This is a genomic window from Candidatus Pelagibacter sp. Uisw_137 (assembly GCF_047720245.1).
GTDB lineage: Bacteria > Pseudomonadota > Alphaproteobacteria > Pelagibacterales > Pelagibacteraceae > Pelagibacter.
On sequence record NZ_CP159811.1, the window covers coordinates 1,218,638 to 1,231,436 of the forward strand.

Below are 12,799 nucleotides of genomic sequence, written 5' to 3' on the forward strand. Positions count from 1 at the left end.
ACATGAAACAAGAATTTAAAATAATCTCTGGTCTTATTGAAAAAAATACTAGAGTTTTAGATGTGGGCTGTGGAGATGGTATATTAATGGAATACCTTAAGTATAATAAAGAAATAGACATAAGGGGAATAGAAATCTCCAAAGATAATGTTCAAAAATGTTTATCAAAAGGACTAACTGCTATTGAGGGTGATGCAGAAAAGGATCTATTACAATTTCCTGAAAGCTCCTTTGATTTTGTTATTTTAAGTCAAACTCTGCAAGCATTTTTAAATCCTGAAATAGTTATCCAAGAACTATTGAGAGTTGGTAAAAAAGCTATTGTTACAATACCTAATTTTGGTTTTTGGAAAGTTAGACTTCACCTATTAATTAAAGGAACAATGCCAATTACAAAGAATCTACCTGATGAGTGGTATAATACTCCTAATCTTCATATGTGTACCATAAAAGATTTTTTTAATTTTTGTGAAAATAGAAAAATTAAATTAGATAAATCATTAGCTCTGCATAACGAAAAAATATCTTCTATTAATAAACATAATCTAAATATTAAAAATTTATCTGCAGAACTAGGTATTTTTTTAATTGAGAGTTAAATGGAAATTCAAATAATACCCTGCTTACAAGATAATTATTCTTATCTGATTATTGATAAAACTAAAAATATTGCATGTGTGATTGATCCCAGTGAAGCAAAGCCTATTATCAAATATTTGGAAGATAAAAATATACATTTGAAATATATATTAAATACACATCATCATTATGATCATGTGGGAGGTAATATAGAATTAAAAGAAAAATATGGAGCTAGTATTATTGGATATAAAGAAGACAAGGATAGAATCCCAGAAATCGATATACTGGTAAGTGATCAAGATATTTGGCACGAAGAAAGTTTTCAGGCTAAAATATTTCATGTACCTGGTCATACCCTTGGTCATATATGTTTTTATTTTTATAATGAAGAATCTGTTTTTACAGGAGACACCCTCTTTTCACTTGGTTGTGGTAAAATTTTTGAAGGAACATACTCGCAGATGTATAATTCATTAATGAAAATAAAAGCACTGCCAGAAAAAACAAGGATCTATTGTGGACATGAATATACTAAACAAAACTCTAAATTTTGTATTACTCATGACCAAGACAATGAAAACCTAAAAATTAAGATCAAAGATATAGACGAAAAATTAAAAAATAACTTACCTACTATTCCGTCCACTATTAAAGAGGAATTAGAGTGCAATATTTTTCTTAGATCTGATACAGAAGAAACCTTTTCAAAATTGAGGGATTTAAAGGACAATTTCTAGCTTATTCGGACTTGACTATAATAAGGCCCCGACTATATTGCAGATTATAAAAAAATAGATTAAACAATGTCATACGCAATCATACAAACAGGTGGAAAACAGTACAAAGTAAAGGCTGGAGAAATACTTAAAGTTGAAAGATTAGAGGATTCTAAACTTGAAACTAAGATAGAGTTTAAAGAAATTTTAGCTTATGGAGATGACAAAAACATTGAAGTTGGATCACCAACAGTTGAGGGTGCAAAAGTTGAAGCAGATCTTGTTGAAAACGGAAAAAATAGAACAATATTAATTTTCAAAAAAAGACGAAGACAAAATTCTAGAAGAAAAAATGGTCATAGACAGCAATATTCATTAATAAGAATTAGTAAAATATTTTCTAAAGATGGTAAAATTTTATCTGAAGCGGAAAAAATGGTTAAACCAACTAAAAAAATTGAAAAGGTTGAAGCTAAAGTAGAAGCTGAAGCAGTTAATAAATAAATTAGGTAAATTATGGCTACAAAAAAAGCAGGTGGTTCATCGAGAAACGGACGAGATAGTGCTGGTCGTAGACTTGGTGTTAAGAAGTACGGTGGTGAAGTAGTTATTCCTGGAAACATAATTGTTAGACAAAGAGGAACTAAAATTTTCCCAGGTGAAAATGTGGGAATGGGAAAAGATCATTCAATTTTCTCTGTTGTTGAGGGGAAAGTAGTATTTAAAAAAGGTAGATTAGACAGAACATTCGTTTCCGTGAAACCCAATTAGTAGTACAACTAAAAACTAACAGTTGTAATATGAAGTTTCTAGATCAAGTAAAAATTTATGTAAAGGCCGGCAATGGTGGGCATGGTTCTCCTAGTTTTCGTAGAGAGAAATTTATTGAATACGGTGGACCTGATGGTGGTGACGGAGGTAAAGGTGGAACCATATTCCTAAGATCAGAAAGAAATTTAAATACCCTTATCGATTATAGATTTCAACAACACCATAAAGCAGGAAGAGGAGTAAATGGTTCTGGACAAAATCGTACAGGTCATGGTGGAGAAGATTTATTTTTAAAGGTTCCAATAGGTACACAAGTTTTTGAAGAAGATAATAAAACTTTAATTTATGATTTTAAAAAAGAAGGTGAAGAATTTATTGTAGCTAAAGGTGGTAAAGGTGGTCTTGGAAACACTAGATTTAAAAGTTCCACTAATAGAGCTCCAAAAAAATTTACTAAAGGTGCAATTGGTGAAGAATATGTAATTTGGCTTCAATTAAAAACTATTGCCGATGTTGGTATTGTTGGATTACCTAACGCAGGTAAATCAAGCTTACTGGCTGCCATTACAAATGCGATGCCTAAAATTGCTAACTATAAATTTACAACACTAAATCCAAATCTTGGTGTTGCAAGTTATGATGATAAAGAAATAACTCTAGCTGATATCCCCGGATTGGTTGAAGGTGCACATGAAGGTGTAGGTCTTGGTATTCAATTTTTAAAACACATAGAAAGATGTAAAACATTAATGCATTTAATAGATATTACTGATGAAGACCTTGAAAATACGTATAAACAAGTTCGAAATGAGCTGGGGAGTTACAGTAAAGATTTACTAGAAAAAAAAGAAATAATTGTATTAAATAAAACAGACTTATTAGAGGAAGAAGAAGTGAAAGAAATTTTAAACAATTTTTCTAAAAATAAAAATTCTGAGGTGGTTGCGCTCTCAACATTAGAAAAAGGCTCAATATCTAAAATTAAAGCTAAATTGCTCTCCTATGTATCTTAAAGATTCTAAAATAATTGTAATTAAGATTGGTTCATCTTTATTAATAGATGACAAAAAAAAAGTAAGAAAAAAATGGCTCACCGAATTTGCTAAAGATATTCAGGAATTAATAAAACAGAATAAAAAAGTTATTATTGTAAGCTCTGGAGCAATAGCAATGGGTTGCAAAAAACTAAATATTAGCAAAAAAAACCTTAAGATTGATAAAAGTCAGGCTGTTGCATCTATTGGGCAAATTGAACTAATGAATTTATTTTCAGAAAAATTTGTTAAATTAAAAATTAATATTTCTCAAATTCTTCTCACTTTGGAAGACACAGAACAAAGAAGAAGGGCATTAAATGCAAAAAGAACTTTTGATAATTTATTTAAACTAGGCTTTGTACCAATAGTAAATGAAAATGACACTATTGCTACTTCAGAAATTAAGTATGGTGATAATGACAGATTAGCATCTCGTGTTGCACAAATATCAGGCGCAGACTCGCTTATATTACTTTCTGATGTGGATGGTCTTTATACACACAATCCAAAAATATATAAAAATGCAAAATTAATAAAAGAAATAAGAAATATAGATAAAGATATAGAAAAAATAGCTACTAAAAGTATTAGTGAACATGGTACGGGTGGTATGAAAACTAAAATAGATGCTGCTAAAATCTGTCAATTATCAGGATGCCAAATGGTAATTGCAAATGGCTTGTTAAACAGACCCATTAAAAAAATAACTGATGAAAATAATTGTACATGGTTTTTACCTAAAGTTTCAAAATTAGATGCTAGAAAAAAATGGATTATTAGCTCTATCTCACCTAAAGGTGCACTGATTATTGATGACGGTGCAAAACAGGCGCTTTCAAATGGTAAAAGTTTACTAGCAGCAGGAATAAAAAAAGTATCTGGCCGTTTTAGCAAAGGAGATCATATTAAAGTTTTAGATAAAAATAATTACGAATGCGCAAGAGGACTTAGCTCCTTTTCATCTAATGAAATAGAAAAAATTATGGGTCACCATTCAAAAGAGATAGAAAAATTACTAGGATATATTTCTAAATCAGAAGTAATTCATAAAGATGATATAGTAGAGGTATAAAATGAGCAGATATATGAGTTTAATGGGTCAAAATGCAAGAAAAGCGTCACTTGATAAAGTTAATTCAAAAACTAAAAATAAAATTTTAAAAAGGTATGCTTTCTTATTAGACAAAGAAAAAAAATCCATATTTAAAGCTAATCAAAAAGATATTCAATTTGCTCTTAGCAAGGGCTTAAAAAGTAATCTAATAGAAAGATTAACTATTGATGAAAAAAAATTAATAGGCATAAAAAATTCTATAGATAAAATTGCTAACTTAAAAGATCCTGTTAATGCCACTTTAGAAAAATGGCGTAGACCAAATGGTTTAACAATTAGCAGAGTGTCTATACCTATTGGTGTTATAGGTGTTATTTATGAAAGTAGACCTAACGTTACATCTGATGTTGCAAGCTTATGCTTCAAATCTGGAAATGCAGTAATTTTAAAAGGTGGCTCTGAAGCCATAAGTACTAATAAAATTTTAGCAAAACTATTTAGAAAATCACTTAGAGAAAGTAAAGTGAACGAAAACTTTATTCAATTTATAGATTCTAAAGACAGAAAAATGGTCGACTTTATGCTTTCAAAAATGAAAGATTATATTGATGTTATAATACCTCGTGGTGGAAAAAATTTAGTAAAAAGAGTTCAACAATTTTCAAACGTCCCTATTATCGGTCACTTGGAAGGTCTTTGTCACACTTTTATTGATAAGGATGCCAATCTAATAATGGCTACAAATATTACCTATAATGCTAAGTTAAGGAACACTAGTATTTGTGGAGCTACGGAAACAATTTTAATGCATGAAAAAATTGTTAAGAGATTCTGTAACCCAATTTTAAAAAAGTTAGAAGAAAATAATTGCAAGATCTACGGAGACCGGATCTTAAAAAAATATTACAAGGGAAAAATTTATCCAGCAAAAGAAAAAGATTGGTCTACTGAATATTTATCAGCTGTAGTTTCTGTAAAAACAGTTAAAGATTGTGACGATGCGATTGATCATATTAATAAATATGGAACCATGCACACCGACTCTATCGTTACTAACAATAAAAAAACTGCAAATAAATTCTTAAAAAATGTTAAAAGCTCTATTGCAATGCACAATACATCTACTCAATTTGCAGATGGTGGCGAATTCGGTTTTGGTGGTGAGGTTGGCATTTCGACAAACACATTACCTCCAAGAGGGCCTGTTGGATTAGGACAGCTCGTTTCATACAAATACGAAATTGTTAGTAATGGTAAAACTAGAAAATAACTTAAAACAAAAAAAGACAAAAATTGGAATCTTGGGGGGAACTTTTGATCCTGCGCATAAGGGCCATTTGGAAATCTCTAAACAAGCTAAAAAAATATTAGAATTAAAAAATATTATATGGGCAGTTACCAAACAAAACCCATTTAAAAACACAAGTAAAACAAATCTAAAAAATAGAATAAAATTTGCAAAAAAATTCATTGGTAAAAATGATTTTATTAAAGTTAAGTTTTATGAAGAAAAAGTTCTCTCCAATAAAACAATCGATCTCATCAATTATCTAAATAAAGATAAAAAATTTGAGATTTATTTCATTATGGGTGCTGACAATCTAATCAATTTTCATAAATGGTATAAATGGAAATCCATTATAAAAAAATGCAATCTTCTTGTGTTTGATCGACAGGGATATAAAGCTAAATCACTAAAGTCTGTTACCTTTAATGGTGTGAATAAAAAAAAATTATCTTTTATTAATTTTAAAAAGGTCAATATTTCATCTTCTCAATTAAGAAAAATTTGATAAGGTTAAATGTATTAATGGAAAAAAACTCAGACCTTAAAAATTTAATATTAAAAACCTTAGATTCCAATAAAGCCCTAGATATTATTTCAATAGATCTTAAGAATAAAAGCTCAATGGCTGACTATATGATTATAGCAAGTGGAACTTCTTCGAGACATATTCAAGCCTTATCTGAAATGGTATTAGAAAAATTAAAGACCAATGGAGTAAAAAATTCTAAGATTGAAGGAAAAGAAAGTGCAGATTGGAAATTAGTTGATGGTATAGACTTAATTGTTCATATATTCCATCCCGATAAAAGAAAATTTTATGAATTGGAAAAAATCTGGTCAGAAATAATACCTAAAGAAAAAGTGATGATATGATTTTGACTAAAAGATTTTTTCTTTTTATTACAATACTATTATTTACTTTTCAAAAAAGTTTTTCTGAAAACACTGACATATATAAAAAAATTGATTTGTTTGGTGAGGTGCTTGAAAAAATTAACAAAGAATACGTTGATGAAGTAGATCAATCCAAAAGTATGGATGCTGCCATAAATGGTTTATTACAATCACTAGATCCCTATTCTGCATATATGACACCTGAAAGTTTTGAGGGTATGCAAACTGAAACCAGTGGAGAGTTTGGTGGGCTTGGTATCGAAGTTGGCATGGAAGCAGGTGTTGTAAAAGTAATATCACCAATAGATAATACACCAGCCTCAAAAGCAGGATTAAAAGCTGGTGATTATATTGTAAAAATTAATAACACACAGGTTCAAGGGAAATCATTAATGGAAGCAGTAGAGTTAATGAGGGGACCTGTTGGATCGAGTATTGAAATAACAGTTAGAAGAAGAGGTATAAAAAAAGCATTAATTTTTAATATAATGAGAGAGGTTATTGAGGTTCAATCTGTTAAATCCGAACTTATAGATAATAATATTGGTTATATAAGACTAACTTCCTTTAATGAAAATAGTAGCGAACAAATTAAAGAAAAAATTAATAAATTAAATAAGAATAAAGATCTAAAAGGATATATCTTAGATTTAAGAAACAACCCTGGTGGTTTACTTTCTCAGGCAATTAAAATTTCAGACTTTTTTTTAGAAAATGGTGAGATTGTATCAACAAGAAGTCGACAAGCTTCAGAAAATCGAAAATGGTTTGCTAAAAAAGGTGATCTAACAAATGGTAAAACACTAATTATACTTATTAACTATGGATCAGCATCGGCATCAGAAATTGTAGCTGGAGCATTAAAAGATCATAAAAGAGCTATTATACTTGGTGAAAATAGTTATGGAAAAGGTTCTGTACAGTCAATAATCCCTTTAAAAAATAGAGGTGCCATTAGATTAACAATTGCAAAATATTATCTTCCTTCAGGAAAGTCTATTTCTGAAGTAGGTGTAACACCTGATATAGAAGTTGCAGAAGGTTCAGATGATTTTAAGTTTAATTCTGAAACCGATAATCAATTAAATTTTGCAATAAAATTACTCAACGGATAAATGTCAGACAATAAAGTAAATTTACCTCTTAGGAGTGGAGTTGGAATTGTTGTCCTAAACAAAAACAATAAAGTCTTTGTTGCAAAAAGAATTGATAATCAAAAAAATTTTTGGCAGATGCCCCAAGGTGGTGTTGATAACGGTGAGGACTACTTAACTGCTGCTTACAGAGAACTAGAAGAAGAAACTAGTATAAAAAATGTTGAACTAATTAAAGAGTGTGATGGATTAATCTCTTATGAATTACCAAAAAACTTATTAGGTATAATTTGGAAAGGTAAATATAGAGGTCAGGAACAAAAGTGGTTTATAATGAGATTTTTAGGCCAAGATGACGAGATTGATATTAAGACTAAACATCCTGAATTTAGTGAATGGAAATGGATTGATCTTGAAAATATAACTGACCTAGTTGTAGACTTTAAACTACATGTGTACAAAGATATTAAAGAAAAAGTAAAAGAAATTCTTAATTAAGAGTTTTTAGCACATCAATTTTTTGATCAACCAGGTATTTATTTTGATCTGTAATGTCGCTATTTTTTGAATTTTCTTCTGCTTGAGCAAGTAGTTCACTAATTTTATCTTTATCAATATCTTTAATATTAAAAATAGAACTTGTTAGAACTGATAAATTATTATTCTTAAATTCAACAATTCCATCCTCAACGTAGTAATTGTCTTCTCCTGATTTGGAAAAAATTTTAATAATACCCGGCTTTAGAAATGAAATAATTGAGATATGGTCCTTTAAAATCCCCATTTCTCCTTCAAAACCAGGTACAACAACTTCTGTTACATCTTCTTTTGAAAGAAAAGATTTTTCTGGGTTTACAATTTCTATTTTAAACTCTTCACTCATTATGCAGCAGCATCTTTCGCCATTTTTTCTGCTTTTTCTACAGCTTCTTCAATTGTACCCACCATATAAAATGCAGCTTCTGGTAAATGATCATACTCACCATTACATATTGCAGCAAAACCTTTAATTGTAGATTCTAAATCTACTAATTTTCCTGGGGAACCAGTAAAGACTTCAGCAACAAAGAAAGGTTGTGATAAGAATCTTTGTATTCTTCTAGCTCTGGCTACTGTTAATTTATCTTCCTCAGATAATTCATCCATTCCTAAAATCGCAATAATATCTTGTAGTGATTTATAAGTTTGAAGAATTTTTTGCACTTCTCTGGCAACTCTGTAATGCTCATCACCAACTATTCTAGGATCTAAAATTCTAGAAGTAGAATCTAGAGGATCTACTGCTGGATAAATTCCAATTTCAGCTATTTGTCTAGATAATACAGTTGTTGCATCTAAGTGAGCAAAAGACGTTGCAGGCGCTGGGTCAGTTAAGTCATCTGCTGGTACATAAATCGCTTGTACAGACGTGATAGAACCTTTGTTAGTAGTTGTAATTCTTTCTTGAAGGTTACCCATATCTGTTGCAAGTGTAGGCTGGTATCCAACTGCTGAAGGAATTCTTCCTAATAGTGCAGAAACTTCTGAACCTGCTTGTGTAAATCTAAAAATGTTATCAACAAAGAATAATACATCTTGTCCTTCTTGGTCTCTAAAATATTCAGCTACAGTTAGACCTGTTAAGGCAACTCTTGCTCTAGCTCCTGGAGGTTCATTCATTTGACCATACACTAGTGCAGCTTTTGATCCTGGACCTTCTGGCTTAATAACGCCTGAATCTATCATTTCGTGATAAAGATCATTTCCTTCTCTAGTTCTTTCTCCAACACCAGCAAACACAGAAAATCCACCATGAGCTTTTGCTACGTTGTTAATTAATTCCATAATAAGTACTGTCTTACCAACACCCGCACCTCCAAATAAACCAATTTTTCCCCCTTTGGCATATGGCGCTAATAGATCAACTACTTTAATTCCTGTAACTAGAATTTCTGTCTCTGTTGACTGATCACTAAATTCAGGTGCAGCTCTGTGAATTGGCCATTTTTCTTTTGTTTTAACTTCACCTTTTTCATCAATAGGTTCACCTATTACATTTATAATTCTTCCTAAAGTTTCTGGACCAACTGGAACTTGAATGGGAGCACCTGTTGCAGTTACATCGTCACCTCTTTTTAATCCTTCAGTAGCATCCATTGCAATTGTTCTAACACTTGATTCACCAAGGTGCTGAGCAACTTCTAAAACTAATCTGTTGTCTCCATTTTTACATTCTAATGCTGATAAAATTTCTGGTAATTCTCCATCAAATTTTACGTCTACTACTGCTCCAATAATCTGTGTGATTTTTCCTTTGCTCATAATTATAAACTTTCCGCTCCTGATATGATTTCAATTAGTTCTTTTGTAATAGCTGCTTGACGACTTCTATTATACTCAATAGTAAGCTTGTCAACCATTTCACCTGCGTTTCGAGTTGCGCTATCCATTGCACTCATTCTTGAACCCTGTTCGCTAGCTGAATTTTCTAACATCGCTTTAAAAATCTGAGTAGATATATTTTTAGGCAATAAATTGCTTAAAATTTCATCTTCATCTGGTTCAAATTCATAATTATCCTCAGAAGAATTTTCTTCTGCTTCAGATGTTTTTAAAGGAATTATTTGTTGTTCTTGAGGTATTTGAGTGATTACATTTTTAAATTTATTATAAAAAATTGTACACACGTCAAATTCTTCTTTTTCAAAGTTTTCAATTATCATTTTTCCTACTTTTTCAGCATCTAGATAATTGATAGTTTTTGAATCTTTAAAAGATATTCTCTCTACGATATCATCTTTATAAACTCTTTTTAATTGATCATAACCCTTAGATCCAACAGTTATAATCTTTAAAGCTTTTCCCTCATCAGATATTTTTTTAAAATATGTTTTGGCTTTTTTAATAATATTTGTATTAAAACCACCACATAGACCACGGTCAGATGTTAACACAATACATAAATGCACCTTATCTTCACCTGTTCCAGAAAGGAGCTTAGGTGCATTTTCCTTATCAGAAATACCACTAGATAAATTAAGAATAATGTTATTCATTTTTTCAGAATAAGGCCTTCCCTTTTCAGCATTTTCTTGAGCTCTTCTAAGTTTAGCAGCCGCAACCATTTTCATAGCTTTGGTAATTTTTTGTGTAGACTTTACACTCGCTATTCTTTTTTTTAAGTCGTCTAGTGTTGCCATATTTTAAGAATTAAAGTTCTTCTTAAGTTCCATGATAGTTTCAACTAATGATTTTTCAGTATCTTCTTCAAGTTTACCTGAGCTTAAAACAGATTCTAAAATTTTTGGTTTTTCAGATTTACATTTTTCAATAATCTTAGATTCAAACTCAGCAATATCTTTAAGTTCTACATCATCCAAATAACCTTTAACTCCACAGAAAACTGAAATTACTTGTTCAGCAACCGTCATAGGAGAATATTGTTTTTGTTTTAGAAGTTCAGTTAGTTTCGAACCTCTATTTAAAAGTTTTTGTGTTGATGCATCTAAATCAGATCCGAATTGTGCAAAGGCAGCCATCTCTCTATATTGAGCAAGCTCCAGCTTCATTGAACCAGAAACTTTTTTCATTGCTTTTGTTTGTGCTGCAGATCCAACTCTAGAAACCGATAGACCTACATTAATCGCTGGTCTAATTCCTTGGTTAAATAATTCTGTTTCAAGAAATATTTGACCATCTGTAATTGAAATAACATTAGTAGGAATAAAAGCAGATACGTCTCCACCTTGCGTTTCAATTATAGGAAGAGCAGTTAACGAACCTCCACCATGCTCATCACTAAGCTTGGCTGCTCTCTCAAGCAATCTACTGTGTAAATAAAATACATCTCCCGGATAAGCTTCTCTTCCTGGAGGTCTTCTTAATAAAAGTGACATTTGTCTATAAGCTACAGCCTGTTTAGATAAATCATCATAGATGATTAATGCATGCATACCATTATCTCTATAGTATTCACCCATAGTACAGCCTGTATATGGCGCTAAAAACTGAAGTGGCGCAGCATCTGAAGCAGTAGCGGCTACAATTGTTGTATACTCCATTGCACCAGCTTCTTCTAAAGTTTTTTGAATTTGTCTAACTGTAGATCTTTTTTGACCTATAGCGACATAGATACAATAAAGTTTTTGCTTCTCATCACCAGATTCATTTATTTTTTTCTGGTTAATGATCGCATCAATAGCAACTGCAGTTTTTCCAGTTTGTCTATCACCAATAATTAATTCACGCTGTCCTCTTCCAACTGGAACTAGACTGTCAATTGATTTTAAGCCTGTTTGCATTGGTTCACTAACAGATTGCCTTGGAATAATTCCAGGAGCTTTTACTTCAACTCTACTCCTTTTGGTTGCTTTATCTAAAGCACCTTTACCATCAATTGGATTTCCTAATCCATCAACAACTCTTCCTAATAGTTCTTTTCCAACAGGTGCATCAACAATGCTTCCTGTTCTTTTAACAACATCACCTTCTTTAATTTTTCTATCATCTCCAAAAATTACAACTCCAACATTTTCACTTTCTAAGTTTAGAGCCATTCCTTTTGATCCATCGGAAAATTCTACCATCTCTCCAGCTTGAACGTTATCTAGCCCGTATACTCTAGCAATACCATCTCCTACTGACAAAACTTGACCAACTTCAGTCACTTCTGCTTTATCGCCAAATTTTTTAATTTGTTCTTTTAATATCTTTGTTACTTCTGATGGGTTTATATCCATTTATGCCTCTATCATCCTATTTTCGATTTGTTGTAATTTATTTTTAATGGAAGTGTCCACCATTGTGCTTCCGACTTGCACAATCAAACCCCCAATTAAACTTGCATCGTGCTTGTAGTTTAATTTTATTTTTGAACTAAAGTTTTTAGTCAATTCTTCTTTTATGTTGTTAATCTCATTTTCAGTAAGATCTTTTGCAGAAGTTAATTCTGCTTTTAATTCACCTCTTTTGACTGAACATGTCTCAACAAAGCTTTTTAGAATTTTATCCACGTAAAAGAATCTTCTTTTAGATATTAAGAAACTTAAAAATTTTGTTAATAATTCATTTAATTTATATTGTTCTGAAATTTTGCTTAGAGCATTCAATTGGTCTTCTTTGTTATTTGTTGGATCCTTAATTAAAGATTTAAAATCTTCACTTGAAGCAATTAAATTAATAATTGAAGCAGAATGAACCTCAATCTCACTTAAATTATTAGCTTCTATTGCTAATTCATAAAGTGCCAGGGAATATCTGCCTGCTGATGTTTCAGAAAAACCTTTATTTTTGCTCAATTTATTGTTCCTTATAAATATTTGAAGATTTATTAATTTTCCGTTTTAATTAACATATGACCCTATTCTCTTCAAGTCACACATTGT

The 12,799-nt window shown here is 30.8% G+C and carries 16 protein-coding genes; 11 read left to right on the plus strand and 5 right to left on the minus strand.

The features are described 5' to 3' along the window. Positions 1–2 precede the first annotated feature (2 nt). The 11 genes from metW (at position 3) to ABXT61_RS06560 (ending at position 7,934) form a co-directional block, all read left to right on the plus strand. Complete coding sequence (gene metW / locus ABXT61_RS06510) at positions 3–599, plus strand: methionine biosynthesis protein MetW (RefSeq protein ID WP_415315086.1); 597 nt, start codon at positions 3–5, stop codon at positions 597–599. Continuing rightward, complete coding sequence (gene gloB / locus ABXT61_RS06515) at positions 600–1,319, plus strand: hydroxyacylglutathione hydrolase (RefSeq protein ID WP_415315088.1); 720 nt, start codon at positions 600–602, stop codon at positions 1,317–1,319. It abuts the gene before it with no gap. A gap of 66 nt (positions 1,320–1,385) precedes the next feature. Next, positions 1,386–1,802, plus strand: coding sequence for a 50S ribosomal protein L21 (gene rplU, locus ABXT61_RS06520; RefSeq protein ID WP_415315089.1), 417 nt, complete (start codon positions 1,386–1,388; stop codon positions 1,800–1,802). Between the two features lie 12 nt (positions 1,803–1,814). Then, positions 1,815–2,069 carry a 50S ribosomal protein L27 gene (rpmA, locus tag ABXT61_RS06525; protein WP_271525759.1) on the plus strand — a complete coding sequence of 85 codons (255 nt, stop codon included), beginning with the start codon at positions 1,815–1,817 and terminating at the stop codon, positions 2,067–2,069. A gap of 29 nt (positions 2,070–2,098) precedes the next feature. Continuing rightward, positions 2,099–3,082: an Obg family GTPase CgtA gene (gene cgtA, locus ABXT61_RS06530; RefSeq protein WP_415315090.1), complete on the plus strand. Its 984-nt coding sequence runs from the start codon at positions 2,099–2,101 to the stop codon at positions 3,080–3,082. After that, the gene (proB, locus tag ABXT61_RS06535; protein ID WP_415315092.1) at positions 3,072–4,178 is read left to right on the plus strand and encodes a glutamate 5-kinase; all 1,107 of its coding nucleotides are present in this window, start codon (positions 3,072–3,074) and stop codon (positions 4,176–4,178) included. Before cgtA ends, proB begins: the two co-directional genes overlap by 11 nt. 1 nt (position 4,179) lies before the next feature. Then, positions 4,180–5,430, plus strand: coding sequence for a glutamate-5-semialdehyde dehydrogenase (locus ABXT61_RS06540; protein ID WP_415315094.1), 1,251 nt, complete (start codon positions 4,180–4,182; stop codon positions 5,428–5,430). After that, positions 5,411–5,953 carry a nicotinate (nicotinamide) nucleotide adenylyltransferase gene (gene nadD / locus ABXT61_RS06545; protein WP_415315096.1) on the plus strand — a complete coding sequence of 181 codons (543 nt, stop codon included), beginning with the start codon at positions 5,411–5,413 and terminating at the stop codon, positions 5,951–5,953. The genes ABXT61_RS06540 and nadD overlap by 20 nt, the downstream gene beginning before the upstream one ends. A 17-nt stretch (positions 5,954–5,970) precedes the next feature. Further along, on the plus strand, positions 5,971–6,321 hold the full coding sequence (rsfS, locus tag ABXT61_RS06550) for a ribosome silencing factor (protein ID WP_415315098.1): 351 nt from the start codon (positions 5,971–5,973) through the stop codon (positions 6,319–6,321). Further along, positions 6,318–7,457 (plus strand): S41 family peptidase, encoded by a 1,140-nt coding sequence (locus ABXT61_RS06555; protein WP_415315100.1) that lies wholly within the window; start codon positions 6,318–6,320, stop codon positions 7,455–7,457. The genes rsfS and ABXT61_RS06555 overlap by 4 nt, the downstream gene beginning before the upstream one ends. Continuing rightward, complete coding sequence (locus ABXT61_RS06560; protein WP_415315102.1) at positions 7,458–7,934, plus strand: RNA pyrophosphohydrolase; 477 nt, start codon at positions 7,458–7,460, stop codon at positions 7,932–7,934. Here the strand turns inward: ABXT61_RS06560 and atpC are convergent. From atpC to atpH, 5 genes are read right to left on the minus strand one after another with little or no spacing between them, the layout of a single operon-like run. Then, positions 7,927–8,319 (minus strand): ATP synthase F1 subunit epsilon, encoded by a 393-nt coding sequence (gene atpC, locus ABXT61_RS06565; protein WP_415315103.1) that lies wholly within the window; start codon positions 8,317–8,319, stop codon positions 7,927–7,929. The genes ABXT61_RS06560 and atpC overlap by 8 nt on opposite strands. Continuing rightward, positions 8,319–9,737: a F0F1 ATP synthase subunit beta gene (gene atpD / locus ABXT61_RS06570; protein WP_415315105.1), complete on the minus strand. Its 1,419-nt coding sequence runs from the start codon at positions 9,735–9,737 to the stop codon at positions 8,319–8,321. Before atpD ends, atpC begins: the two co-directional genes overlap by 1 nt. 2 nt (positions 9,738–9,739) lie before the next feature. Next, on the minus strand, positions 9,740–10,615 hold the full coding sequence (locus ABXT61_RS06575; RefSeq protein WP_415315106.1) for a F0F1 ATP synthase subunit gamma: 876 nt from the start codon (positions 10,613–10,615) through the stop codon (positions 9,740–9,742). Positions 10,616–10,618: 3 nt separating this feature from the next. Then, positions 10,619–12,154, minus strand: a complete 1,536-nt coding sequence (gene atpA, locus ABXT61_RS06580) for a F0F1 ATP synthase subunit alpha (RefSeq protein WP_415315108.1) — start codon at positions 12,152–12,154, stop codon at positions 10,619–10,621. Beyond that, a complete protein-coding gene (atpH, locus tag ABXT61_RS06585; protein WP_271564824.1) occupies positions 12,155–12,712 on the minus strand; it encodes an ATP synthase F1 subunit delta in 558 nt (185 codons plus the stop codon). Between the last annotated feature and the right edge of the window lie 87 nt (positions 12,713–12,799).